Below are 25,850 nucleotides of genomic sequence, written 5' to 3'. Positions count from 1 at the left end.
AAACCATGAGAAATCACTTCCCCAAGGATTGCGGTCCGCGCGTCCGGACCATTGTGCAGGCCCTGCTGGCACTGGCGCTCGGTAGCGCCGTATCCATGGCGGTCGCTGCCATGCAACCCGATCAGTCGAAGGTGCCCGCGCCCGCAGGCGATGGCTGGCAACTGCTCGGCAGCGGTAGCGCGCCTGCAGCGCCGGCCGCACCGAACGCGGCAAGCACGGGCGCTGCTGCGCCCGCTCAGCAACCGGTGGCTGCTCCCGTGTCCAGCCAGGCGCCACTCGCGCCGACGGTCCTGGCTTCCGCTGCACCGATCACGCCGGCCACGCCGCAGGCTTCGGCTCCGGCTTCGGCTTCGGCTTTGGCTTCGGCTTCAGCTTCGGCTGACACGATGACGGTGGTGGTCCCCCCCGCTGCGGCAGGCGGCGAGCCGGTGGGCACGATGTCCTTCACGATCACGCCGCAGGACACCAACCTGCGTAACGCACTCGACCGCTGGTTGCAGACCCAGGGCTGGCAGCTTGCCTGGAAGATCGGCGATGACCTGCCGGTCGAATTCAACGCGACCTTCAGCGGCGACTTCCGTTCGGTGCTCACCCAGGTCATGCAGGCGACCGACCACATGCGCACGCCCGCACGCGTGTGCGAACACTCCAACAACGTCATTCGCGTGATCGCCCGCGCGGCCAACTGCAAGGACTGACCATGCGCCTCTATCCCATCCGTACCCTGATCGCGACGGCGAGCGTCGTGATGATCGCCGGTTGCGCCGTCACGCAAGGCGATGTCAACAGTGCCTATGACCAGGGGAATGCGACGGCCAGCGCTGCGCTCGACGGCGCGGGAAACAGTATTCCGCTCGTTGAGGTGGTGTCCAGCGCCTTCCTCGGCGATCGCCCGGTGCCCCTCGCGTATGAGGCCACGCTGCCAGCGGTGTTTCGCGACAAGAAGGTCACCTTCCCGCCGAAGCTCGACGTGCGGACGCTCGCGACGCTTGTCTCGAACGCTTCCGGTTTTCCGGTGCGCGTGAGTCCCGACGTCTACATTCCGCGCGACAGCCTGATTCCGCGCGCCTCAAACGACGACAAAAGCGCGCCGGCAAGCCTGGGCGGCGCCAAAACGTCCGAAGTGCCCGTGTACGATCAGCCCTGTGAATCGTGCGCAATCGGTCGCTATCTGCATGACGTCACGGAGGACCTCGGCCTCGACTGGTCCTTCGATGGTTCGACCATCACCATCAGCCGGTTCGTCACGCGCATGTACCAGATCGCTGCGATCCCGGGCAAGGTGACGATCGAGTCGCGGATGTCCAAGGGGACCGACACGTCGACGGGCAACCAGTCGACGGGTTCCACGGGCGGTGCCAATACGGACACCGGCACGTTCTCGGCAATGACTTCCAGCGGCCGCAAGGGCGACTTCGACCAGATCCTGTCGATCGAGAATACGCTCAAGCAGCTGAAGTCTCCGATGGGTCGCATTACCGTGAACCCCCAGAGCCGCCTTGTGACCGTGTACGACACACGGGAAGCGGCGGATCGCATGGGAGAGATGCTCAAGCGCGAGAACGCGATCTCCACGCGCCAGGTGATGCTGCGCGTGCGCACGATCCAGATTGCGCTGAACCGCGGCACCCAGGCGGGTGTGAATGCCGATATCGTCTACACCAGCATCCAGGGCGGGCTCGCCAAGTGGGCGGTGAACTTCACCTCACCAACATCGCTGGCCTCTGGCGGCGGCACCGTTGGCCTGTCTGTGCTCGAGCCGAACGCACCATTCACTGGCACCAACGCGGTCATCAACGGCCTGAACAAGTATGGCCGCACGATCTCCGACAACACGGTCTCGAAGCTCACGCTCAATGGCCTGCCGGTCTCGGTGGCGAACTTCCAGAGCGACGACTATCTGCGTTCGACCTCGCCCTCGGCGGGCAGCGTCACCGGCACGTCGAGCGGGGTGGTGGGCCTCACGCCGGGGACGCTCACGACCGGCGATTTTCTGCACATCCTCCCCTCGGTCAACGATCACAACCAGATTCTTCTCGCGTACTGGCGTGACAGTTCCAAGCCGAATGGTCCGTTCACCTCGGCGGGCACAGGCTCGGGCCAGACGGCGCAGCAGATCCAGCTTGCCCACACGATCGGCAGCAAGGACGACGAGACGATCGCGCTTTCGGACGGACAGACCGTCGTTCTTTATGGCGCAGTCACCGACACGGCCGACGGCACGACAAACGGGGGCATCGCGGGCATTACCGGGGCGTGGAACAAGTCGCATACGTTCCAGGTGGTGATGCTCACCGCAACCGTCGTCCCCTCGATGTAGGCATGGGCATGCATATCACCGAACCGTTGCCGGGAGAAAAGCGCGCGAGGCTGGTCTTCGGCCTCGACTGGCGAGCCTATCCCCTCAAGGGGAAAAAGGATGGACGCGCCCGCTATGCGGAGGACTTCACGGCGACGCATTACGTCGAAATGCAGGTCGGCGACGTCATGCTCGGCGGATTCTGCGCGCCCGACGCTTCCGACCTCAAGGGTGTGAAGCTCTACTCGGGCGCCGCGCGTGTGGCGATGCTCGAACGCGTGCGTACCCGCCCGGCCGTGCTGGTGCTCATGCAGGACGGGCAGCGCGTGCATCTGGTCTACGTCGTGCGCGGCGCCGTGAACAACGACGAAGTCGTCAGCGTCACGCAGGCTGAAAAGCGGCGAGATGAGATTGCGCAACAGTGCCGCAGGCAGGGCCTGGCGCTCGTTGTGCTCACCTCCGGTGAGGCGCTCGCTCAGGGCGACGAGCCTTTCCAGACGGTCGAACTGCTTGCCTTGAAGAAGGCCGGCAAGCTTGCCCGTGTCCCGGTGGGCGTGCCCACTGCCGTTGTCTTCCTCCTCGCGGCAGGCGTGGGCATCTTCGCGGTCAAGGAAGCGGTCAGCGTATTCAGCCCGCCCGCGCTGCCAGCGAATGCGCGGCCGACCTGGACCCAGCAGTACGAGAAGGCCCTGCGCCACGAGTTCGCCGCAGGTACGCCGATGGCGTCACAGCTTGCGCCACAGCTGATCGAGACGATCGTCGACTTCGATTCGAACCGTGAGGGCTGGCAGTTCAGGGATGCAACGTGCCCGCGCGCGGGCTACTGCTCGCTGGCTTACACGCGCATGGGCGGGACCTTCGAGGACTTCGCGCGCCGCGCACCGGCTTCGATGCTACCGCTCACGTTCGACCGTTCGGGTCTCGCGCTCGGTGCGCGCGGCCCGGCCGTGCCGGAAGTCGCAGCGGTCGTCGCTGCGCAGTCGAAGGTGTGGCCTGGCGAGCAGCAGCTCATCGACATGCTGCAGACGCCGGCGCAGCAGTTGTCTACGCGCCCATTCGACCTCAAGAGTTTCGGCTACAGCGTGAGACTGTCGCCCGCCCAGCCGCTCATCAATACGCCGCCGCCGGCAAACGAGCGTCACGGGCCGCTCATCCGTGCGGGCACCTGGGAGATCGACGGTTACCGGTGGCAGGCACCGCTGCTCGCGCGGCTGCCACCGGACATGACGCTTGAAACCCTCAAGGTGACGCTCGACACAGAGGCGCCTGAGGAGATGGGCAAGGTCGGAATCAAATTCGTTGCGAAGGGCAAATACTATGTCGTCCAATAAACGTCTCACTACCGCGCTTGCCACGACGCTTGCTGCCGGGTTCGCACTTGGTGTCGGTCCGGCGAACGGCGCGCTCGCAGCCTCCACGCCCTCGTTCGATGGGGCCATCGCGACACCGCCCGCGCAGTCGGTAAAAACGGCTACCGCAATCCCGGACACGTCGAACGTTGCGTCCGCAACGTCACGTGCGGCATCGGCCGTCCACATGGCAGTCGCGCCGGTCGCAAACGCCTCGCAGGCGGCCGCGACCGTGGCGGCACCGGTTATGGCTCCCGTCCCGGCCAGCGACGCGCATCTGACGCTGCGCGATATCGACCAGCTCGCGCGCAACAAGGTCGCCCGCGCGCTGCGCGACGGCGACGGCGCGGGGAGCGCTACGCCCGCGGCCCCCGCGTCGGCCGCGCCCCTTCGTGCCGAGGCGCCGCCGCTTGCTACGCCCCCGGCACCTGTACTTGTGGCGCCCGCCTGGCGTTCACCGCGCGTCGATCCGGTCACATTCGTCGGTTCGTTCACCGATCAACAGGGCCTGCACGTTCTCTATCAGTACGGCGGCGCGGTCTATCCGGCGCGTCGTGGAGAAAAGCTACTCAACGGATGGGTCGTGCGCAAGGTCGAGGGTCTTCTTGTGACGGTCGCCGAGGGCAAGGCCACCCGTACCGTTGCCATGCGCTCGGGCGTCCCGGATGGCGTCGCACCGGCCGGCAATGCGACGCCGGTAGCGGTGTCGGGACCGCTGCGCGACGTCGGCGCGCCGCTGCCCCCATGGATCGCGCCGTCGACCGCGCAATAAGACAACTTCAGTCGGGGAGGAAAACATGTCTTTCTTTGGGAATGTCGAAAACGAACCGAAGCCGCGCGCGTCGCTCTTCGCGCGCCTTCGGGGCTGGCGTCCGGGCTTCGTGGAGGAAAGCGACGCCGCGCCGGTTGAGCCCGTGTTCGAAACCGCCCGGCCCGCACGCAGGGGCGCGGGTGCGCCGCCCGGGTCGCTGGGCGCGCGGCTAAGGGACGGCGATATCACGGACGTCGATCCGATCGAGGTGCCGGGTGGCGCGTCTGTCGACGTACCCACAGGCGCCAAAGCAACGTTCGCCGATGAGATCGAGCCGGAACCCGTGCGGGTTGACGGGGAGCCCGTGAGCGACGCTCCACAGCGCCCGAGTGAAGCGTATGCGCAACCGGGCGATGGCGCGACCGACCAGGCGAGGACAGTTCGGGAAGATGAGGTCAGGGCGGACGCGCAGGCCGAGGTTTGCCGCGAGGAAAGCTCGTCGCATGAAGGGGACGGCGCACATGTCCCGCCGCCCGAAGCCGAGGCTGCCCCGGTAGCCGGAGAGCACGCGATCACTGTGCCGGATATCGAATACGCGCCGGTTGGCATGCCGAGGCTCGTGTCGGCCGAGGCGCTCGCCGATTTCAAGCGGATCCTGTGTGACACCACGGCCGATGCGACGCTTCGCATCACGTCCGAGACGCGGCGCAGTTTCGTGGCCGTCGACATGCAGGCCGGCATGGCGGTGGTGATCACCACACGGGAGTTCCACCAGACGCCGCTCTACACGACGTACCTGCGCGACCTCGATCGTCTGCACATCTCGGTGCGCGAGGAAATGATCGCTACCCAGGACGTGATCGCAGGGGTCTACGAGCGTGGGCGTATCCGGCTCTCGTCGCACGTACCTGAAGGCTCGCGCGCGATCGCGCTGTTCCGCGACATCATCGACGCCGCGCACGCCTATGGCTCCAATGACGTGCACTGGGAATCGCGCGACTACGAGTCCGATGCGGAACTGCGGTTTCGCGTCGACGGCGATCTCTACACCTACCGTCGCATGCCGAAGGCGACTGTACTGCGTGCGCTTTCGGCGGCCTATCAGGATCTCGTCCAGCGCAACACGAACAGCGGCAACGCGTTCCAGCCAACGGCCGCGCAGTCGGCCATGATTCCACTCGGACTCTCGACCGATACGCTGAACATCCGCTGGCAGAGTGCGCCGCAGGTCGCTGGTTTTGACGTCGCGCTTCGGCTGCTCGACGGCAACTTCCGTAACTACAGCGTGCGCCTTCCGCACACGATGGGACTGGAGGCGAGCCAACTGGAGATCGTCGATTCGCTTGGCCACGCGAGCGGTGGTGCGGTGCTGCTCTCGGGCGAGACGGGTTCGGCCAAGAGCACGCTGCTGCGCGCGCTGGCATGGATGGTGGACGGGCGCGAACTCATGAAGCAGTACGCCGTGAGTATGCCGTCGGAATACCCGATGCCGTGGCTCTCCGACCAGTCGGTGCCGCGCGGTCTGGATGAAACGGAAGAGGAATTCCGCCGCAAGGTGGCCTCGATCATCCGCACGCTCATGCGTATGGACCCAGACGATCTGACCGTCGCAGAAATCCTCGACTCGACCGTTGCGGGCCTTGTCGTTGAGCTTGCGCTGACCGGTCACCCGGTGCGCACGACCATTCACGCGGACAGCATCATTGGCGTGTTCATGCGGCTGCTCGGCGATCGTCTGCGGATGACGGCCGATGAGGTGGCCTCCGAGAAGTTCATCAATGCAGTGGGCAACCAGAAGCTGATCCCGATGCTCTGCCCGCATTGCAAGCTGCCTGCTGCCGACGTCATGCGTGCGTCCGATCTCGAGCTGCTGCGCACGAAGTTCGGCCTTGACACCTCGAAGATGGCCTGTCGCGACGACGATGGCTGCGAACACTGCCGCAAGAAGGGCCTCCTTGCGCGCGACGGCAAGGTTGCGGCCGGCACGAAGGGGCAGACGCTCGCCATGGAACTGTACCGGCCGACGCCGGAATTCCTCGACAGGATTGCTGTACGCGACTGGCGCGGCGCGGAAGAGGCATGGCGGCGCGAGCGCAAGGCCGATTTCAATTCGGCGGACATGACCGGCAAGACGATCTACGAGCACGCGCTGTACAAGGCGTCACAGGGGTTGATCGATCCGCGCTTCATTGACCGCTCGATGAAGCCGTTCCGCACCTATCGAGTCGTGGCGGATCGCGACGGGAGGATGCCGTCGTGAGCGGACGTTCCCTGTATCCGTTGCTCATGCGCCTGCCGTACCGGGACCGCATGAAATTCGCGACGTGGCGCTTCCAGAAAGTGCGTGAAGCCTTCTATGAAGAATCGAGGCTCGATATCGAGGCGACGAAGGGGCTGCGCAACCGCGAGACGCTGATGGAGCGGCTGGGCGTACTCGAGGAGCGTGCCCGCAAACGCCGGCAGATCGTTTGGATGGTCTATCGGGCGATCGGCGAGCGGCTCGGCAAGGGTGAGGGCTTCGCGCAGTCGATGAAGCCGTTCATTCCCGGCGAGGAGTATGCACTGCTTGAACTGGCCGAATCCTCGACGAAGGAGGATGCGGCCCGGCGTGGATTCGAACTGTGCTCGATGACCGCTTCGGCGCGACGCGTGCTGGCGACCACAACGGCGATGCAGCTGGCCTACCCGGTGATGCTGCTCGCGTACATGTACGGGCTCGGCGCCATGTTCGGAGCGCTCATCTATCCGCAGGTACTGGAGATCCGGCCGCTGGAACAGTGGAGCGCGCCCGGGCGCTTCCTGTACGCCATCGACACGTTCTGCGCCGACTACTGGTGGCTGAACGTGACGTTGATCGGCGCGCTGGTGTGGGCGTACTTCTACGGACTGAAGCGCTGGACCGGGCCGTTGCGCAACCGGATCGACGCGGCACCCCTTATGTGGCGCAACCGTCGCGACCTGCGTGCGGCATTGCTCATCGTCTCGTTGTCGGGGCTTTTCGATTCAGGACTCACGCTCAGCGGCGCGCTCGAGCGCATCAAGGTCAATGCCGATCCGTGGCTGCGCTGGCACGTCACGCGCATGCTGCGGCGGCTCGAACTGAAGCCCGAAGAGCCCATGCGTGCGCTCGAAACCGGGATCTTCTCGGCGCTTGTCGTGGACCGGATCGCGGACGCGGAGCGGCGCGACAACTTCGTCGAGGCGGTCAAGTCGCTTGGACGCGGCTCGCTCGACCGGGTGGTGGAGGCGGTGCGCCGCAACGCCCGTATTACGCACTACGTGCTGCTGGGCATCGCAGCGGCGCTTTTTATCGGGGTGGGCGTGGGCTCCTATGCCGTCACCGGACTCGTTGGCCTGCAAAGCGCGCTGGGTGCAAGCGCAGGCAATTTCTGACAAGGACAAGAACCATGAAGACGCAACAAACCACGATGGCCCGCCGGGAAGCGCAACGGCGCCTCGCGCGCAGGAAAAAGCAGACTGGCGAGCTCTCGCTCATCGAAGCCGGTGCAGTGCTCGGCGCGATGGCGCTGCTCGCCCTGATCATCTATCTGGGCGTGCCTTTCGTGCGCAACATGGTGCAGGCCGCGCATTTCAAGAGCGAGGCGACGATGTTCCACACAGGCATCCAGAACGCCACGCAGAACGATGCGAACTTCGCGGGCGAGTCGCTCACGTCTCTCGCGCAGAACCACGCCTTTGATGCGGCAGGCGCACGCGTGGCGAGCGACTACAGCACGGTGCAGGGCATGTTCGGCGGCGACGTCACGGCGACGCCGGGTACGGTCACGAACGCCAATGATGCGGTGATTACGTCGTATCCCGTGCCGGCCGCCGTGTGCTCGATGAGCGCGGCGGCGATGGCCAACGTCTTTACGGAAGTCAGCATCAACGGCACGGTCGTCTACAGCCCGACGACGGCCTTCAGCAGTTCGGCCGCAGGCAGCGCATGCAGTTCGGCGGGGCAGGTGGCTACCGTCGAGCTTTACACGACGCGCAGCTGAGGACGGCGAGCGATGGGCAGCCTGATCGAGATGGTGGTGTTCCTCGCGGCGTCAGCGATCCTGACGGTCGTGTCGATCCAGCAGGACGTTGCGAAGCGCCGCGCCGAGGTGCTGGCTGCCGAAGGGCAGAATGAGGGGGTGATCGTCAGTGCGCTCGCGAGCTGGGTGAGCGACAACTTCTCGAACCTGCTGACGCAGTACACCGCTTCGGGCGGCAACGCGGTCCTGAGCGCGCCGACGCTGGCACAACTCAAAAGCTCCGGTGAGCTGAAGCAGAACTATGCGGCGGGGCCATTCTGGGGCGGAGCCTACACGATCCAGATGTCGATGGTGCCCGCCGGTTGCACGCAGGCCGCTGGCAACTGTCACGTCACATGGGCGTTTTACCCGTCGATGCCCTACAAGCGCAACGGCGTGTCGGACGTCGAGGGCGCCGCGCAGATCGCGCTTGCGGGCAACGCCAGCAACGGGCAGTTCGGCTATTCGTCGACGCGCAATTCAGCGACCGTCTACGGGATCAACGGGGCATGGAATGCGAGCAATCCGTTGCCGGGCGCACCGGCCGGGGCAATCCTCGCGACCAACGGCTCCGTCGACGACGGCACCTCGCTCTATATCCGGCGTGACGGGAGCCTCACGTGGACGGGCGACCAGAACGTCAATGGCGTGAGCCTGCATAACGTCAACAGTATTGATGCGACGGGCACGATTGCAGCGCCGACCCTTGCCGCATCCAACGTCGCGGTAAGCAACTCGATCCGCACGCCTGGCACCTTGCAGGTCGAGAACGCTGCGGGCACTGCGCCGGCGCCGATCAGCACGGGTGCCGCGACGGTTAATGGCAACGCAACCATCACGGGTACGGCGCAGGTCGGGAACATCGCAGTGCCGAGAACCGCGTGCAGCGGCACTGGGATCGCGGGCGATGCCGATGGGTCGGGCCTCATGCTCTCCTGCCAGCGCGGCATCTGGTTGCCGATTGGCGGAACGATTCTCCGGTATGGCTACTACACGGTGGCAAACGGCTCCTGGGTGCCCGCGCCCACCTGCGCGGCCGGTGGGACGCCGCAGATCGTCATCGACGGGCAGAGCCTTTATGTCGATCCGACGGCGACGGTGAATTACGGGGTTTCCGGCACGGGTCCGTGGACAGTGTCGATCACGGATGGAAGCGGCTCGGGTGTCGGCGGATGGGCCGTGGCGACAACCTATTGCGCGTTTTAGGGAGGGCGCAGAAAGTGAATCTGGGAAAAGCAATCTTGCGCGCGGCGGTCTTCGTCGGCGTTCTGTTGTTTGGGCCGGCCGCGTTTGCGAACCCCGTCCGTTGTTCACCGGGCTATCAGGATTCGACCTGCACGCCAGCGCTGGCGAACGCACCGCAGCCGCAGCCGCAGTGTCCAGGCACGGCGGGGTGGACGACGAGCGTCGCGTCGCAGTGGATCGGATCGAAGTGGAGCGCGCCGTCGTGCAATTATCAGGCGCCGCAGCCCTGTCAGGCAGGATACACAGAGATTGTCGCGCCCGTCTGGAATGGGGCGAACTGGAGCCTACCCGTGTGTACGCCGCCGTCGCTCCCGCCTCAGAACCCGTCACAGACCTGCACGAACGCGGTCATGGGAGGGAGTGTACTGATGTCGGGGATTGGTTTAGGCCGACGCCAAACACCGAGTAGCTCGTATACGCCGATTTCAGGAAGCTTTACCGCGCTCCCCTACAACACCAGCTCGACGGTCACATGGACGTGGCCCACTTATAGCGTGTTTGACCCATCCCCGTGGATCGAAATAGACAACGCGACGGCTGCGTTGCAGATGCCAGTAGGCAACAACCGGGCGCTGAATTGGTACGTAGCCACTTATACAGGGCCGTCAAACCCTAACGACGTCGGCACCCTCTACAACGGCTACGTGGCGTTCTGCGGGCTGGATTCGGGCGGAAATCTGGCTGGAGTAGTCATGGAGGCGTTCATTCCACCAAGTGGAAGTGGGCCGTAAATCGATTTTAACGCTGGCGACTAAGCACAAGTCGCCAGCCGCATAAGTCAGCAAGCCCTCTGTCAGTAGACTGCACTCATGCGACAGCATGGAGTCCCAGAAAAGAAAGCGCTCCACGAGCGCAATGCAAGTGGGGCGTTTTTTCACCGCGTCGTTTAGCTAACCTAGCTACCGGTAGACCATGAGAAGTTGCGGCTAACCAGCGACGATGACGTGATACACGCCGGAAAGGACGTCTGCAACAAACTGTTGCCCGGCCGTAGCCGCGACGAACCTTGCCGGGGAAGTGAGGATTGCCTGCACCGCTCGCGCCGTATGTCTATGATGCGAACTCAGGAATGCGATGGTCTGGCTTGCGACCCAAAAGAAAAGCCCCGGTCGTTCCGGGGCTTTTCTTTCTTTTCGGGCTAGTGCGGTCAGCCGACCACGTTACCTGTGGTGAAGGAGAATGAGCGGGAGAATGCCGCCCCGTTGTATGTACCCGTCAAAGAAACCGTGTACGTGGTGTTGGGCGACAACGGCGACGTCGGATAAGCAACTGCCTCGTGCGTCGAAACCAGCTTGTTGGGATCGTTCGCGGAATTGAGCAATTGCAACGTGACGGTATTGCCTGTGGTGTCAGTCATCGTTGCAGACTGCAGCACGATCGTATCGGTGGCGTTCCCCATCACGACGACCGGCGTGCCCGTTCCGGAGGCCGATGCGTTCGGCGCGGTCGGGATTTCTGCGACCTCCCTGTACGGCAGGCCCGTTACACCCTGGCACGGGAAGGTTAGGGGGGCGTTGCTGAGCGTCTGGGTTTGCGTGCTCGCGAAGCTCAACGATTCGAACGTGTCCGTGTAGGTATAGGCGCCCTGCGTTACCTGGGTCTCGTATTCACCGAAGCCGACAATGTTTGCAGGGTAGGCTGCCACAACCGCGTGGTACACCCCACCGACCAGGCCATAGACAAACTGTTGGCCAGCCACGGGCGCGGAAAAGCTCGCGGTGACGACGGCATTTCCGCCCCCGCTCGCGCCCGTCACGAAAATGGAACTCGGGAACCCCGCAGAGGTGGCGCGATCCGCGTATGTCGCCCCCGTGAAGCCTGCGCTCCCCGACGTCTCGTTGTCACTGAACACATTGTTCAGTCCCATGTACTTCGAGTGGTTCTGAGCGGCCGTATCGAGCACGGTATTTTCCTGGAACGGAGCAAAGCCACATTGCTGCCGGTACTGGTTGAGCAGGGTAAACGCAGCCAGTTGTGCGCTGTTCGCCGCGTACTGAGCCGTCGATTGAGTGCCGGTGACAGTAGGCGAGCTTGACGCGCTGGTGCCGGAGGAGCCCGACGCCGCGTTGTTGCTGCCACCGCCACTGCTACCGCCGCCACCGCCACCGCACGCTGCGAGCGTGAGCGCGGCCGCGAAGGCGAGGGCCGTGAGAGCCGGGAAGTTCTTCTTGTTGTTCATGATCAAGTCCTTTGGTGAGAAGCCGCGCCCCTCGCGCGAGCCTGATACCAGTTTGCCAGGCCCAGCGCGAAGTCAAGTCACCGCAGCGGCTGAGCGGCGCACTGTAGCGGTAACGGAAAGAATCCGAAAGTTCTTTAAGTGCGAGCATAAAAAACCCGCCGCACAGGACGGGTTTTATGCACGGTGCATCAATTAGCCGGACTTGCGCCGTTTTCGATGGAAGACGCGCAGACCGACGAACGCGACTCCCAGCAATACCGCGGTCGATCGCGGCGCGAGTCCAGCCGCGTGAGGGAGGGCCTGGGCGGCGACCCACACGGCGAAAAACCCGACCAGCGCGCGGCCGATGAGTGGCCGGTTGAGCAGGTGGACGAGCCTGCCGGGGCGATCGTTCACCCACTGCCCGTATTCCTCGTTGATCTGTTCGAGGTCGCAACCTGAGCCGTCCGCAGTACGCGCGTTGCGATAGAAGCTCTCGTACTGGTCGAAGCGCAAGTCGCCGTAACCGCGAAGCCAGGCCGATGTGCTATCGCGAACCATCCACGCAAGGTCATCCATCGCAGAGCTCCTGTTAGTGCATCGAGCCAGCGTGCCACTGCACGCCGCCTACCGCGTCGATGATGCAGTGCCCGTCGTCCTCCGCGTAGTACGCACCCGTTTCGGGATGCTGCCAGCCGAACTGCGCTGAACCATCGGCGCTGAAGACGACCATGCCCGCGGGCAGGTCCATACGTTCCTCGCCGATGTGCATCACTTCGCTCCTTTGGCGCGCGTGCCGAGGCCGTTGCTGCACGCCGGGCAATGGAAGCTGTGCTGCATCTCGATCTTCGACTCGTTGTTAGACACGATGTAGTGCGTGCCGCATGCCCTGCACGGGGCGATGGACAGTCGCGCGTCGGCCGCCATTGCGCGCGTCAGGTTGAAGCCGCGATCGGTGGCGAGCAGCGCGCGGCCCGCGAAAAGCTGGTTGTACAGGTCTGCGGCGGCGATGAGCGCCTGGGGCGAGTTGGCGCCCATTTCCAGCGCGGAGCGATACAGCCAGATGAATACCGTCGAATGCAGGCGCTGCTGCGGCCGCTCGACGGACCATTGGACCGAGTTGGGTTGATTGCCGCAGGGCGAGCGCTTGCCGTGGATATCCATGTACATCTGGCGTGTCTTGCTTTGCGGCAGGCCAAAGAGGTTCGAGGCCGTGCTCGCCCGGCAGCCGTGCGCCATGAGCGCCGCTGCATACATTTCGTGGGTCTCGCGCCCGAGGCGCAGCTCCGTCCAGTTCGCGGTATGGGGCAGCTCGCCCGCGCGGTACGGCGTCGTCGCCATGATGTGGTGGGCAACCTGGTCGACGTTAAGCTCGTTGGCCGTGAACTCGAACCAGAAAGCGGGGCTGACGAAGCGCCACCGGAAAAGCGGCAGGTCGCCGATACGCTCAAGTGCCGTGCGGAACTTGTAGCCGGGAAGGGCGCCGAGATACTGGGCGACGTCGGGGGCCATGGCGAGCAACGGCGCGCTCAGCACGGTCGTGTTCGCGACGGACTGCACCAGGTCGAGGAACTGCCGGTTGTGATGCTGGATCGCCTGGGTAATGAACGGCGAGCGCAGCGCCGGCATCTTGCTGCGCAGCGCATCGACGGTTAGCGTCGTCGGCGTGTCGTCAACGAAGCAGCGCCAGTCCTCAATCGTCGGCAGCGACGGCGCGAGGATCAGAAACGGCGTACCCAACAGGTTGCGATAGGAGCCCGTGTTGTGCACCAGATGATCGATCTCCCGGGAGTCGACCCCATAGATCTCATTGAACGATGGCTCTTTGACCAGCACGTGCTTGATGTGCTCGACCAGATCGTAATTGACCGCCAGGATGCGCTGCGCGATCCAGCGCGGCACGTGCAGCCGCGTGATGGCCTTGTAGTCGTCGACGGTTTTCGGTCGATTGTGTGTCGTTTGCATTTTTGTGTTTTTTCTGTTTTCTCAAGTACGTCATCTCGTGTGGCCTCAAGCGGCCACGGCCCCGTGCCCCGCCTGATCAGGCCGCCTTGCGTGCAGCCATGATTTCGGTGTGGAACTTCCCGACGAGGTCGCCCAGCGCTTCGAAAACCGGTGCGAACCGGCCAGCGTTGCCATCTGCGGTGCACAGCACCTGGACACTGTGGTATCCCTGCACGAACTCGCCGAAACGCCGCACCAGATCGTTCATCTCGCGATCGAGCCGCTGGCTTGCCTCGACCGCTGCGGCATTCGCCTGAAGCTGCGCCGCGATACGCTCAGCTTCCTTGGTGCGCGTGGCGATCTGATCTTCAAGTTCGTCCGACTTCTTCATCAAGTCGTCGTAATGCGCTCTCATCCGGCGCAGGTCTTCCTTGACTTGGGGATCGTCCTGGGCCGGGGGGCGGGTCCTAAGTTCGGTCACCTGCCGGGTCGCAGCGTCGAGTTCGCGCTCCATCTCGTGCAACTGCTGATGCAGGGCATTCTTGCTCTGCGCGACCAGCGAAAGCTCGTTTTGCAGCCGGTCGCCCGCGGCCTGCGCCTCGTTCTGCTGGGCGCGCACCCGCTCGACTTCCTGCCGCAGGCGCTGGGTTTCACGGTTGGCCGTGTTGAACTGCTCAAGCAGGGTCGCGTACTCGTCGTTGGCGGCTTCCAGTCGTTCCTGGTCGGCGGCAATGCGGTCCTGCTGCTGGCGCAGCACTTCGATGAGTTCTTTCACCTCCCGGGTCGACATTTCCGGGTCATTCTTCTTCTTCGCGATGATCGCCTCGACGATGTCGTCGCCGATGTCGTTGACGATCAGAGCTTGCATGTCGGTCAGCCGCAGGAATTCGACGGCGTCAGCGTTGTCATGGAAGCGCGCGTAGGCTTTAAGGTGCACGCGGATCTTCGACTTCGACATGCGATGCAGCCTCTCAAGATAGGACAGCGCATCGGTGTAGGCCCGCGTGGTGGTGGTCGGGGTGTCGCCAAATGTCAGCGCATACGCCGCCTGCAAAAGCCTCATGGTCTCGCCAAAGCGGAACCCGAGTGCCATGTGCTCGTGCATGATGCGCCGCACCGATTCGTTGATGTCGGTGCTGATCTGCATCAGTTGCTGGATGATCTCGTCAGGCAGCCTGCCGCCGAACATCTCGCGTGCGACCTGCGAGATCTCCTCGCGCGAGGGCAGGTGGACGCTGTAGACGTCCCCGACGCTATCGCCGGCGGGAACGAGGGCGCCGTCCTCCGGGACGGTCGGGTCGAAATCAGGATCAACGGGTGGCGTTTTTTTCTTCGTCATTTTTTTCCTTCGTGTTGGTCTCAGGAGTTGTCCGTTGCGCGTGCAACGGATCGGGCGCGGAGCGGGCGCCGGTCCCGGTTACAGAGCTAGGGTACGCGTGCTTTTTGGCGACACCTGCTCGAAAGGCGATCAAAAACACACAGCTTTCACAATCGGGTGCTCTCTTATTCGGCACCTACCGGGCATACTTTAGGGTTTTCCCTTACCCTTTTGACGTGTTCCTCTAGCTTTGTTGTGCTAATTGATGCATTGAGCATAATTGCGCCCCACGCCGTCTTGACGTTCACGGGTTTCTGGCCCGAGCGCAGGAACTCGTGGCGGCGCATTCTGAGGAAATAAGCCAGCTCGCTCACGTGAAGGAGGGTGGGCGGAAGGTCGCGATCGAGTGTGCACGCAGCAGCGGCGAACACGCCGAGCCCTTCGATGCGCCACAGGCGCGGCAGCTTCTCGTTTAGAAAAGCGACCTTCGTGCGGTTCTGTGCGAGCGGCGAGCGTCGCGTCTCGCGCGTGCCGTCCGGGCGGATCACGTCCAGGTCGTCGTATCCCGCGCCGTGGGCGATGCGCCCGGTCCAGTTTTTCGTTTCGATCACGAATATCCCGAACGGCGTTACGGCCACGTGGTCGATTTCGGCGGTGGGGAACGCGGTGCCAGGCGCATGCTCAATCAGCACGGGCCCGTCATGCAGATGAAAGTCGTCGCCGCACAGCCACGTCAGCACGCGGTGCAGTTCGGCATGCACGGCGGCTTCCCCGGCCTCGCCGCGCTGGCTTGCGCGGGTGGTGGGCGGTGCGTAGGGCCCGCCGTGACCCGGCACGTAGGCGGGACCGAAGAATCGCCAGCCGGTTTTGCGGCGGGCGCCACGCTTCGAATAGCGGTAGCCAATGTAGGCAAGGATTGCGAGGACGATAAAGGCGGTCATTTGGATGCTCACGCAATGAGTTGGGGGTGATTCGAGTGTGTCAGAGGCCACGCGAAGTCAAGTCGCCGGGATCGTCGCCGTTTGCGCGTCCGGTTGCGGACCGAAAAGCTCCACAAAAAGTGCAGCTTTCCGGGAAAAGACGTGCAGGCGCCTGCACGAGACCGCCCTTCGGCATAAGCTCCCCCGAATTCGCGATCATTTCGCCCTTCGTTGTCCGCGCAACTGCCGTAATCTGCCTTTACCCCCGCGTCTTCGACGCATCGAACCTGCCGCACGGTCCTCGTGCTGCCCATTCCATTTCCCTTCCGTCTCGCGAGTCCGATCGCGGTGGCCTCCTGCGGGGTCACGGCGACCGCGCTACGCGCAGGATTTCCTTGCCCGATCCGGGCATCGAAACCGCCAGGCATAGCCTGGCCATTCCCTTGTGCGTTAATTTTTCTGGAGAGAAAGATGCTGAGTCTTTTGATTAAGGACGTTCTCAAGTCACCCGGCAAACTCGTTGCCGTGTGCTTCGTCCTCTACCTCGCCTCGATGTCGATGTTTGTCAGCCTGTTCCTGGCGCTGGCTGTTGGTGGCAAGTTTGTCCAGACGCTCAAGCGCAAGGCCAAGGCGCTCGAAGCTGCTGAAGCCGAGGCCGAACGTGCTCGCGCCGAAGCAGAACGCGTTGCGGCTGTGGAAGCACAGAAGCAGGCGACTGCCGTCGCCGCTGCTGCTGCTGCCGCGGCTGCACATCCTGAAGCGGTGGCACCGACACGGCAATACGCCAAATCGGCCGTCGTCATTCCCATGAAGCGCACAGGTACCCACAACTAGGGTCCTGTCCATCCCCTGCACCGCGGCGCCTGCCGCGGTGTTCCCTCTGCCCGGCCCGGGAATCCATTCCCGGCCAGGGGTGCGATTGCCCGGCCATTCCGGAGCAATCCCATGAAACGAGACGTCGCTGCCTGGCAGCTCGACATCTTCGGCGGCGAGGCCACTCCGGTGCTCGTCGTTCAACCCAAACCCGACCCGCTCCCCGATCCGCAGTACTGGAGCGCGTCCGTTCGCGAGGCGATGATCGATGCGCTCGTCTCACTCGCGCGCGACAGTCGCCGCGGCGACCGCATGCCTGAGTCCCTGATGGACTGCGCTGCGATGCTCAGCGAGCGCCTGCGCAACGTGAAAGTCGACGCTGACGACTATCGCGCAACCCTTGGCTGGATCATGGGCTACTGGAGCGGCGCGCTGCCCTACGAGCACGTGTGTAGCGTGAACGGCATTGATCCCGAGACGCTGCAGCAGGTGATCCTGGATACGCCGTTGCTTGCGCGCGATCTGGAGGAGCTGCGCCGCCTCTGTTTTGGTTCGCTGATCTAGGGAGTCAATCATGGCTGCGATTCATCTTCTGCGCGCGTTCGCGGAGTTCTTTCCGTCCCGTCCTCCCGTCGCTGCGCCCGCCGCGCGGCCTTCGCCGTCGCGGCCCCGTGCATCCGAAATCCGCAAGGTCGGGCAGGGCGCGCCCAACGAAACGTTCGTCTTCATCTGCGGCGTTCCCAATCTGTTCGTGGATGAGGGTGACTGCATCGTGCAGTTCAGTCCGGCATTCGAGGAGGGGCCGCGCGATACGTGCTTCGGCACCAAGATCCTGCCGGAACCCGAGCCGCACTGGTCGCTCGTGAGCGAGCACCGCGCGTCGCTGAAGGACGCGATCGCCACGGCGATCCGCGCAGAGGGCAAGGCCCAGGGTCTGGCCGCAACGGCACAGGCACGCAGCGCGCCGGCCGCTGAGATCGTTCATGAGATAGCCGGTCACGCGCCGGATCATGCCGATGCCCACGACGTGGCCACTGCGCCGCGGCAACCGCGGGAGCGGGTCCCTCGGCGCGACGATCGCGCGGCAGCGACGGTAGGCCGGGTGCTTGGCTGGGGCGAGGAGCAGTTTCCGAGCCGCAAGCCGCAGGGCAAGCCGTTCTATACGTCGTTTGCAATGCACATCGACACGCTGTCGGGCGAGCGCACCTTGCAGGGCGAAGGCCTGAAGGACGCGATCGCGCAAAGCGGTTGCCGCGTCGGCGACGTCGTGACCGTAAGACGCCTCGAAAAGATCCAGGTACCGGCGTTCACTGACAGTGGGCGCCCCATCATGAAAAACGGCCAGCAGGTCCTCTGGGACAAGTGGCTCTGGTCGATCACACGTTAAAAGGAGTACTCAACTCATGGCATCAGTCAATATGGTCATCCTCGTCGGCAATCTCGGCGCGGACCCTGAAGTGCGTTATTTGCCTAGCGGCGACGCTGTGGCCAACATCCGGCTCGCGACGACGGACCGCTACAAGGACAAAGCCTCGGGCGAGTTCAAGGAAGCGACCGAGTGGCACCGCGTGTCGTTTTTCGGCCGTCTCGCGGAGATCGTCAGCGAGCACCTGAAGAAGGGCTCGTCGGCCTACATCGAAGGGCGTATCCGCACACGCAAGTGGCAGGCGCAGGACGGCACCGATCGTTACTCGACGGAAATCGTCGCGGACAAGATGCAGATGCTCGGCGGCCGCAACGGTGGCGGGCGACGCGAACCGGGCGGCGACGACGACTTCGAGAGCCAGCCGCAGGGCCGCAGTCAGCAACCTGCGCGAGAGCAGCCGCGTCAGCCGCCGGCGGCAACAGGGGGGCGTTCACGTCCGCCGCAATCCTCAGCCGGTGGCGGCGCGGGCACGCGTGCCCCGTCGGGGGGCGGCTTCGATGACGACTTTGACGATATCCCGTTCGCCGGTCAGTACACGCGAGCGGCATGGGCTGCGATCTGATCCCGAACCCTCTCACCAGTCGGGGTCGTTGATCCTGTAAGTCCTCACCGATCGTTGTCGTGGCGCACCCTCGGGTGCGTCGCGCGACGACGTTCCTGTCCACGCGCCGATCGTTGCGCGCTGAGTTTCTGTTCACACCGTAACCCTGTTCAAAAGAGCCGCCCGCCCGCGCCACGCGCGCAGGCGGCTCCTTTGAGCACGCGTTTTCACGCCTGTCTCAGGCACCGACCCGACCCACTTCCGAATGGAGAGTGACTATGAGTACATCTGGACGCGGGCTGTCACCCGAGAAGTATGAGTGGCTGCAACGCAAGCTGAAGGAATTCGCGCTCTCCCCGGAAGCGTGGATTTCGACCTTGATGAGTTATGGCATTTCCGCCGACTGCCTGACCGGCAACGCAAGTTCCTGTCCGGTGTGCGGAGGCGATGACCGGTTTACCTATGACAACAAGAGCGGCCGCGGCGACTGGATTTGCCGAAAGTGCAACGACGGCTATCCGATGGCAGGCGATGGCCTCCAGCTGATCGCCCGCGCGAACCGCATCGGGCTGTATCGATTGATGCGCCAGCTCGATGGCGGCACGCCGCCGCCGTCACGCGCGCCGCTCACCTCGACGGCGCCCGCGCCCAAACGCAAGGCCGATCCGGCGTTTGTCGCGAAGCGGCTGGATGGCATGTGGAGTAATGCGAGGCCGCAGGCTGTGGGCGATCTGTCGATGCGCTATCTGCAGGAACGCGTGCCCGGCCTCACGGCCGGGCCGTCGCCGGCGCTGCGTCTCGGCATGCTCGAGTATCGCTACGACAAGAAGGTGATTGGCAAGTGGCCGGGCATCGTGGCGCGATTCGAATTGCCCGATGGGCGTCTTGGAACATTGCATCGGACGTTCCTCGATCCGGTCAAGCCCGCGAAGGCGACGATCGTGTCGCCGGATGGCGAGATCCTCGATGCGAAGCTCAACGACATGACGCTCAACCCGCTCGCGGGCGGTGCCGTGCGTTTGATGGCTCCCGTCGACGGAGAAATCGGTGTGGGAGAGGGACTGGAAACGGTCTACGGCGCGCACATGGACTCTGGCGTACCGGTCTGGAATTGCCTGAACCGCGTTCTGCTCTCGAAGTTCGTTGTCCCGGAAGGCCTCGGCATCAAGGTCGTACACATCTTCATGGACTTCGATGACATCGATCCCAGGACGCGCCAGTCGCCGGGCGTGAGTGCCGGTCTGGTCCTCGCCAAGCGGTTGCGTGCTGAAGGCTACACGGTCGTGCCGCATCGACCGAAGCTACGTGGGACAGACTTCGCGGATCAATGGAAGTCGCGCTGGATGGCAGCAAATGCAACTGCCCCCTTGGGGCGGCCAGCATCTCACGCATCACACGTGGCGCTGGCCATCTGATTGACGCCGGCTAGTCCGGCATTTCTTGAACCTGCCCGGTGGGGATTCGTCCCCTCCGGGGATGGTCCGTCGGGCTCTTTTTCCTGTGAGGCAGAAAATGAGCTTTTTCCAGATGATGGTGGGCAACCGCTTTACGATCGTCGCGACCAACGGTGCGGCGAACGACAACCGGCCCGTGTGCAAGTCCGACGCCGTGGCATTCGACGTGTTCGACCGCAACGCATGCAAGACGGTCGTTCAAAGTCAGCCGTTCGACGCGGCGTTCGACTTCTGTACCACGCGGCTCGCCATCATGGCGGCACGACCCCTGCAATGATCTTTGACACCCCTGAAACGACGGCGGGTCCCACAGCAACTGTGGGACCCGCCGTTTTTTTTGTTTCGTCCTTCTCGCGGACTACCAGCGCGAAGCCCGCGTCCACCAGCGAAACACCCGTAGCGCGCCAACAATCACGTACCAGCCGCCGATCGCCCACGCGAATCCGATCATGAAGATGAACGAGAGGTCGATCGCGAAGCTCTTGAGTCCCTGTGAGTAGAGGAAAATCGTGAAGAGCCAGCCCGCATAGCACGCTGCTGCAATGGCGGCGCGGCGCGCGAACCAGTGCCACCCAAGGAACGCAGTCCACGCCTTTTGAAGGCGCTCCATCATTTTTCCTCGCGGTGCTCATACGCATCGAGAAGACAGCCGAATTTCCAGCCGGCGATACCGACGGCGACGCACGCGGCGATGTACACCCACGTCAGCGGCTCATCCAGACGCTGGCCGTGAAGGATCGCGTTCACAAGCTGGTATTCCATTTCGTTTCTCCTTTTCCGGTTTGGCACCGGCGCGGGGTCATCGACCACCACACCGGCGCTGTTGATTTATCTTCGCACAGCGCGCGCAAAGTCAAGCGCGCGGCGCGTCAGTCGAACATGCCTGCGAGCATGTCTCCGAGCGCATCGATGTCAGCTCGCCCGTTAGCTTCGGAGTCCTCGACGCGAACGGACTGGAATCCCTCGGTCGGATTGTCCGCGCCCGTTGTCGGGGTGGGGGCCGCGACCGCAGCGGAGACCGTGGCAGTTCCGGGTCGATGGGATGGATCGCCCGCCGGCGCGATGAGTGCGCCAGCGGGCAGGATACCGGCCGCAGCCGTACCGCCCGCAGCCAGTTGCGCGAGCAACATGCCTTCGGCAAGCGCGCGCAGCACGGCGGCGCGCTCGCGGGGCGTCGCGCACTGATCCAGCCGCTGATACAGCAGCGGCGAAGCCAGCGGATTGATGGTTACCGCCATCTCGTATGTGCCGCTCATGCCGCGCGCCTCTCGCGTGCAAGGCCGGCCTCGCCGACCAGCAGGAAGCCGCGCGCGTTCGCGATGCACGGCGAGTCGATCAGTTCGATCACCAGGCGCGGGAACGCCCGCCGGATCGCCGTGGCGTAGAGCGCCGCGCCGCCGCCCGACAGGATGATGGAGCGCACGTTGGGCATGCGGCCGACGTTGTTCTGCATCTTCTTCACCACGCCTGAGATGATCGGCTCGGCCTTCTCAACATAGGGCGCGAGATCGATGTTCTTGCCGTAGAAGAAATACGGCTTCTTTTCACGCAGCGCCTTGTCGATGAGTTCAATGCCCTCGACCTGTTCGCCCTCGTCTTCCCCGATCAGGGTCGCGATGCGCTGGTAGACCTGCGAGGCACCGCCTGGCTCGCCGTCGCTTCGCTTGTCGTCCATCGAGATGCCCACGGCATAGAGCCAGTCGGTCGTGAAGTAGCCCACGTCGACGACCAGGTGTTCGTCGTCGCGCCCGAAGCCGCCATTGCGCGAGCTGGTCGCGATCACGAGCGAGCCCATGGGCTGCGGAATCACCACAACCTTGTCAATGAGAATGCGGCCATGGCCGTAGTCGAACTCGCCAGTAAAGCGTTCCCTGAGCGCTGCGGCGTACTTCTTCATGTTGTGCACCGGAAGACCGAGCACCAGACGCTCGATGTGAGTCAGGCCCGCGAAATGAATCGCACCGAAGAGCAGGGCCCCGTAGTTGTCAGAGAGCACGTAGTCGTCAGCGAGCGCGCGCCCGGTCTTGCCGTAGGCTGCGGTGAGCGGCACGTCGGGCCCGACCTCGTATTCGATACTGTCGATGGTGACGGTCACAACCTTGCGCACACCGAGCACGCCCTCACTGAAACTGGAAAGTGAGCGGCTCGCGGCCAGCGGCGCGAGCGACGGAAACATACCGGTGGCGACCGTGCCGCTGGCCGCGCGATGCGCGTATTTCGTGTTGCCGTAGCCGACGTCGATGGCGAAGACGGGGGTTTTCATGTCGTGTGTTCCTTCGGACAGGGTCAAACGGGTTGGATCGGGTGCACGGCCAAACGCCGTCGCTTTGGTTGTGCGAGAGAGCGATGACGAGGCAAAGCTGAAGGATGGGACCGGCGCTCGATGAATCTCCATGAAATTGCTGGAGATTCATCGCAGTGCCAGGCAACTCCATGTTTTGCTCCAACATCGCTGTGATGAACAGTCTAGCGAGCGCTGCGAGCAGTCGATCCAGCGAAAGCGGCCCGCTTCTGGTGAGCTTTTGGTCGCCCGCACTTGCGCCAGGGGGCTATTCTTGCCAATACCTGCCGCGTCCCTGACGCATCGACCTGAAGTGCAAGGCACTTCGTGCGTCCTCTGTCTGGCCACACCGGCCACCATCCCCCCGCCCGCAAGGGCACGTTTCACCCCACTGTCCGCGCTCCATCGTGAGGCGGCTTTTTTTTCAATCGCGTCAAGTCCACGGTGGTCCACCATGAGGACCACCGGACAGTGCGATATCCATACGATCGGCGGGTGTCCGCCGCGATGATGCGCGATGAGCGAATGTGGACGCGGACAGTTGGACAGTCCGCGACCTGCCTCACGCGCATTACACACGTCCTTTCAGCACACATGCTGGGTGCGTTCAGGAGGCCCGATACACCGCGGCTGACGTGAACGTGCTTGGGGACGGGGGAGATCCTGCGCGCCGGCAACGCCGGTGTTTCGCGACTCCCTGAACGGAAGACAGAACGGTGCGCGCTACCGTAACCAGAACAGCGCAACAGGAATTGCCCGGCAGCTGGCCCGGGCACCCGCAGGCCGCAATGGTCCTGCGCGGTGCCCAGACGCACGAACGCGTCCGGGGTCGGTCGGGTAGCCACAGCAGGCGGCAGCAGCAGTGAACGCGGGACGGTGATGCGCGAAGCGCAACGCCCCGCGCCGCAGCAGGTGGACAGTCGGAACGCATCTCTTCCGTGCGTCTGGCTGATCGGATGGAATCGCTAAAGGACAGGAAGGCAGTACATCCCGCGCCGGGGACAACGGCGAAGCCGCAAGGTGAGCGGCACGAAATTCGATCTGTGCGAGCAGGTACCGGACGTCGGGCAGGGGCGTCACCGGCTCGCGCAGGGGAACATGGCCGGGGTGGGGCCCGGCGCACAACGGAGGTATGCATGGCTGCGATCCTGAATGTACGCGCGGTGGTACGGGGCCATCGTCTGACGCCGACAGTTGCGGAAGAATTGATCCGCCTCTTCGACAAGCACGTGTCGGCGGTGCACAGCCGCACGCGCATCAGCGGAAAGGCCCTCTCGATCAAGACGCAGGAGCGTCGAACGAGCGCGATCTGCAAGGCGTTCGTGGAGCTGCGCGAGGGTGGCTTCGCGCTGGCGAGCCCGTGGAGCCTGCGCAAGAAGCATGTAGCGTGGCTGGTCGAGAAGTGGGTCTCTGCGCAACAGAGCGGCGGCACGATCGAGAACAAGCTGACGTACCTGCGGGCGCTGGCTTGCTGGATCAACAAGCCGGAAATGGTCGGCACGCTCGCACACTATGTGGACCGACGTGAACACGGTCTGGTCCGCTCATATGTGGCGGAAGTGGACAAATCGTGGGAAGCCAACGGCGTGAACGCGACGCAGAAGATTGCGGAGATTGGCGAGACCTGCCCGCGCGTCGCGGTGCAGCTCAAACTGCAGGCCGCGTTTGGCCTTCGCCTCGAAGAGAGCTTCATGCTGCAGCCGCAGCGGGCGGTGAGGGACGTTGAATTCCTCGCGGTGACGCGCGGAACCAAGGGCGGACGGCCGCGCGAGTTGCCGCTGGAGGCCAAGGTCGCGGTGCTCGAGGAGGCTGCTCATCTTTCCAATCCGGTCACGGGTTCGACGGTGCCGGAAGACAGGACGCTCAGGCAGTGGCGCGACTGGTATTACTACGTGATGGAGCGGCACGGGATCACGAAGGCGGGACTGGGCGTGACGAGCCATGGCCTTCGGCACCAGTATCTGCAGGAACTCTATGAGAAGGTAGCCGGGGTGGCGGCGCCGGTGAAACGGGCGGGAGAGCGTCCCGATCCGGAGCGTCATGCGGAGGCGATGCGCCGGGTGGTCGAGGCGGCGGGGCACAGTCGCGTGACGAAGGCGAATGCGTACCTGTCTACGTTCGCGCGGCAGGAGCGGCTCGCGAAACCTGTGGTGACACCGGAGCAGGCCGTGGCCGCGCTCGCGGCAGCAGGCGGCAACAAGTCTCACGCGGCGACAGCACTCGGGATTTCGCGGCAGGCGCTCTATCGGTTGCTCGCGTCGGCATAGGGTGGCACCGCGCGCCGCCGCGAATGAGTATCAAACAACGAACGATACGAGGCGGCTAATGACGCGGGAGGACGGACAATAGGAACTGTCTCTCGGTTCTGGTGGCCTCTCGAACAAAGCCAGAACAATTCTCGACCGGTCTCGATGGCCGGTCTCTTTTTTTGTGCAGCCCACTACCAGCGGTCGCGGTCGGGCAGGGAGTCGATCGCCACCGCCAGGCGGTCCTCGAACAGCAGTTCGCCGTCTTCCGAGGGCGAGAAGATGCGCGGGAACTCCGCATAGCGTTGACCCTCGACCTGGGTCCATTTCACCAGCTGAACGAGCTTGCGATAGCGGGCAGCGTCCTGGAGGACCGGCTCGATGGGCCAGCCGTCGAAGGTCACGATGGTGGCGTCGATGAGGCGGCGGGCGAGCATGGCGAAGACCGGGCCCATTTCATCCCAGTTGCCTTTGGTGCGCGAGAGCAGGTCGAGTACAGCCGGAATATCGGGAACGCCGATTTCGCGTTCAACGAGGCGCTGCAGATCGGTTATCTCGGCCTCGGGACGGTTCAGGCGCCGGTTCCACAGCTCGCCGACGCGGTTCATGGCTGTGCGCTCGTTGGGCTCGATGGCTTCCCACGGTGTCTGCATGCCGCACTCGGCGCAATAGATGCAGACCAGATGCTCCGTCTTGGGCGCTTCAGGCGGCCGGGGCAGGGTGTCGCCAATACGGGGTGGGCCGGCGAGGCGTCCCCATTGCGTACAGTCATATGTCGGGTCGGGCAGGAACGATGTGAGGCGTTGGGAGCGGCCGACGGTAGGGCGGCCGCCGCAGTGGTCGCAGGGAATGAGCTGCTCGTACATGGCGGTTGGCGTGGATGGATTGCCCGACATTATCCACTGGCCGCGAGATTTCAAAACTGCAAGGTGAGCGGTGCAGGTGCCCTTACTCGCTGGCTAGGGCGTGTTCACACTAATTGTGTTTGATCGTATACTTCGGTGATGGAAATCACCGAAGCCCAATATCAACGGATCGAGCATTGCCTGCCACGACAGCGGGGCAATGTCAGCTTGACGAACCTGC

Annotated in this window: 26 protein-coding genes; 15 read left to right on the top strand and 11 right to left on the bottom strand. The window is 64.0% G+C overall.

The features are described from left to right. The first annotated feature begins 110 nt into the window (after positions 1-110). Genes VSR34_RS33275 through VSR34_RS33240 form a run of 8 tightly spaced genes read left to right on the top strand, consistent with a single transcriptional unit; the run spans position 111 to position 9,624 of the window. A complete protein-coding gene (locus tag VSR34_RS33275) occupies positions 111-698 on the top strand; it encodes a toxin co-regulated pilus biosynthesis Q family protein (protein WP_342964647.1) in 588 nt (195 codons plus the stop codon). A 2-nt stretch (positions 699-700) separates the two neighbouring features. Then, positions 701-2,320 (top strand): type II secretory pathway protein, encoded by a 1,620-nt coding sequence (locus VSR34_RS33270; protein WP_342964646.1) that lies wholly within the window; start codon positions 701-703, stop codon positions 2,318-2,320. Positions 2,321-2,328: 8 nt separating this feature from the next. After that, positions 2,329-3,630, top strand: coding sequence for a hypothetical protein (locus VSR34_RS33265; RefSeq protein WP_342964645.1), 1,302 nt, complete (start codon positions 2,329-2,331; stop codon positions 3,628-3,630). Next, entirely contained in the window at positions 3,617-4,420 is an 804-nt protein-coding gene (locus tag VSR34_RS33260) for a hypothetical protein (protein ID WP_342964644.1), read from the top strand. Before VSR34_RS33265 ends, VSR34_RS33260 begins: the two co-directional genes overlap by 14 nt. Positions 4,421-4,445: 25 nt before the next feature. Then, positions 4,446-6,659, top strand: a complete 2,214-nt coding sequence (locus tag VSR34_RS33255; RefSeq protein WP_342964643.1) for an ATPase, T2SS/T4P/T4SS family — start codon at positions 4,446-4,448, stop codon at positions 6,657-6,659. Beyond that, the gene (locus tag VSR34_RS33250) at positions 6,656-7,792 is read left to right on the top strand and encodes a type II secretion system protein (protein WP_342964642.1); all 1,137 of its coding nucleotides are present in this window, start codon (positions 6,656-6,658) and stop codon (positions 7,790-7,792) included. Before VSR34_RS33255 ends, VSR34_RS33250 begins: the two co-directional genes overlap by 4 nt. Before the next feature lie 14 nt (positions 7,793-7,806). Next, positions 7,807-8,400, top strand: coding sequence for a hypothetical protein (locus VSR34_RS33245; protein WP_342964641.1), 594 nt, complete (start codon positions 7,807-7,809; stop codon positions 8,398-8,400). A gap of 12 nt (positions 8,401-8,412) precedes the next feature. Continuing rightward, positions 8,413-9,624: a hypothetical protein gene (locus tag VSR34_RS33240; RefSeq protein WP_342964640.1), complete on the top strand. Its 1,212-nt coding sequence runs from the start codon at positions 8,413-8,415 to the stop codon at positions 9,622-9,624. A gap of 1,186 nt (positions 9,625-10,810) precedes the next feature. On the opposite strand, the gene VSR34_RS33235 is transcribed toward VSR34_RS33240, so the two are convergent. The 6 genes from VSR34_RS33235 to VSR34_RS33210 form a co-directional block, all read right to left on the bottom strand. Further along, positions 10,811-11,842, bottom strand: coding sequence for a CAP domain-containing protein (locus VSR34_RS33235; RefSeq protein WP_342964639.1), 1,032 nt, complete (start codon positions 11,840-11,842; stop codon positions 10,811-10,813). 192 nt (positions 11,843-12,034) lie between these two features. Beyond that, on the bottom strand, positions 12,035-12,400 hold the full coding sequence (locus VSR34_RS33230) for a hypothetical protein (protein ID WP_342964638.1): 366 nt from the start codon (positions 12,398-12,400) through the stop codon (positions 12,035-12,037). 13 nt (positions 12,401-12,413) lie between these two features. Continuing rightward, on the bottom strand, positions 12,414-12,593 hold the full coding sequence (locus VSR34_RS33225; protein WP_202905129.1) for a hypothetical protein: 180 nt from the start codon (positions 12,591-12,593) through the stop codon (positions 12,414-12,416). Next, positions 12,593-13,786, bottom strand: a complete 1,194-nt coding sequence (locus VSR34_RS33220; protein WP_342964637.1) for a FlhC family transcriptional regulator — start codon at positions 13,784-13,786, stop codon at positions 12,593-12,595. The genes VSR34_RS33225 and VSR34_RS33220 overlap by 1 nt, the downstream gene beginning before the upstream one ends. A gap of 76 nt (positions 13,787-13,862) precedes the next feature. After that, positions 13,863-15,104: a hypothetical protein gene (locus tag VSR34_RS33215; RefSeq protein WP_342964636.1), complete on the bottom strand. Its 1,242-nt coding sequence runs from the start codon at positions 15,102-15,104 to the stop codon at positions 13,863-13,865. Positions 15,105-15,268: 164 nt separating this feature from the next. Continuing rightward, positions 15,269-16,024: a nuclease-related domain-containing protein gene (locus VSR34_RS33210; RefSeq protein ID WP_342964635.1), complete on the bottom strand. Its 756-nt coding sequence runs from the start codon at positions 16,022-16,024 to the stop codon at positions 15,269-15,271. Between the two features lie 450 nt (positions 16,025-16,474). Here VSR34_RS33210 and VSR34_RS33205 point away from each other — a divergent pair, with 450 nt between their 5' ends. From VSR34_RS33205 to VSR34_RS33180, 6 genes are all read left to right on the top strand, one after another. Further along, the gene (locus VSR34_RS33205) at positions 16,475-16,837 is read left to right on the top strand and encodes a hypothetical protein (protein ID WP_342964634.1); all 363 of its coding nucleotides are present in this window, start codon (positions 16,475-16,477) and stop codon (positions 16,835-16,837) included. A 111-nt stretch (positions 16,838-16,948) separates the two neighbouring features. Next, on the top strand, positions 16,949-17,380 hold the full coding sequence (locus VSR34_RS33200) for a hypothetical protein (protein ID WP_028231585.1): 432 nt from the start codon (positions 16,949-16,951) through the stop codon (positions 17,378-17,380). Between the two features lie 10 nt (positions 17,381-17,390). After that, the gene (locus tag VSR34_RS33195; protein WP_342964633.1) at positions 17,391-18,203 is read left to right on the top strand and encodes a hypothetical protein; all 813 of its coding nucleotides are present in this window, start codon (positions 17,391-17,393) and stop codon (positions 18,201-18,203) included. A 16-nt stretch (positions 18,204-18,219) separates the two neighbouring features. Beyond that, positions 18,220-18,804: a single-stranded DNA-binding protein gene (gene ssb, locus VSR34_RS33190; protein ID WP_342964632.1), complete on the top strand. Its 585-nt coding sequence runs from the start codon at positions 18,220-18,222 to the stop codon at positions 18,802-18,804. A gap of 257 nt (positions 18,805-19,061) precedes the next feature. Beyond that, positions 19,062-20,198 (top strand): primase-helicase zinc-binding domain-containing protein, encoded by a 1,137-nt coding sequence (locus VSR34_RS33185; protein WP_342964631.1) that lies wholly within the window; start codon positions 19,062-19,064, stop codon positions 20,196-20,198. 97 nt (positions 20,199-20,295) lie between these two features. Next, positions 20,296-20,514, top strand: a complete 219-nt coding sequence (locus tag VSR34_RS33180) for a hypothetical protein (RefSeq protein ID WP_342964630.1) — start codon at positions 20,296-20,298, stop codon at positions 20,512-20,514. An 81-nt stretch (positions 20,515-20,595) separates the two neighbouring features. Here the strand turns inward: VSR34_RS33180 and VSR34_RS33175 are convergent, their stop codons facing one another. From VSR34_RS33175 to VSR34_RS33160, 4 genes are all read right to left on the bottom strand, one after another. Then, complete coding sequence (locus VSR34_RS33175; RefSeq protein ID WP_342964629.1) at positions 20,596-20,850, bottom strand: hypothetical protein; 255 nt, start codon at positions 20,848-20,850, stop codon at positions 20,596-20,598. Beyond that, entirely contained in the window at positions 20,847-20,999 is a 153-nt protein-coding gene (locus VSR34_RS33170; protein WP_342964628.1) for a hypothetical protein, read from the bottom strand. Before VSR34_RS33170 ends, VSR34_RS33175 begins: the two co-directional genes overlap by 4 nt. Positions 21,000-21,106: 107 nt before the next feature. Continuing rightward, complete coding sequence (locus VSR34_RS33165; protein ID WP_342964627.1) at positions 21,107-21,493, bottom strand: hypothetical protein; 387 nt, start codon at positions 21,491-21,493, stop codon at positions 21,107-21,109. Then, a complete protein-coding gene (locus VSR34_RS33160; RefSeq protein WP_342964626.1) occupies positions 21,490-22,500 on the bottom strand; it encodes a PRTRC system protein D in 1,011 nt (336 codons plus the stop codon). Before VSR34_RS33160 ends, VSR34_RS33165 begins: the two co-directional genes overlap by 4 nt. A gap of 1,154 nt (positions 22,501-23,654) precedes the next feature. Here VSR34_RS33160 and VSR34_RS33155 point away from each other — a divergent pair. Beyond that, a complete protein-coding gene (locus VSR34_RS33155; protein ID WP_342964625.1) occupies positions 23,655-24,785 on the top strand; it encodes an integrase domain-containing protein in 1,131 nt (376 codons plus the stop codon). A gap of 173 nt (positions 24,786-24,958) precedes the next feature. On the opposite strand, the gene VSR34_RS33150 is transcribed toward VSR34_RS33155, so the two are convergent. Then, positions 24,959-25,630 (bottom strand): Lar family restriction alleviation protein, encoded by a 672-nt coding sequence (locus VSR34_RS33150; RefSeq protein ID WP_342964624.1) that lies wholly within the window; start codon positions 25,628-25,630, stop codon positions 24,959-24,961. Positions 25,631-25,850 lie beyond the last annotated feature (220 nt).

The organism is Paraburkholderia sp. JHI2823 (assembly GCF_038900695.1).
Classification (GTDB): Bacteria; Pseudomonadota; Gammaproteobacteria; order Burkholderiales; family Burkholderiaceae; genus Paraburkholderia; species Paraburkholderia mimosarum.
This window is presented reverse-complemented; position numbering and strand designations above follow the sequence as displayed.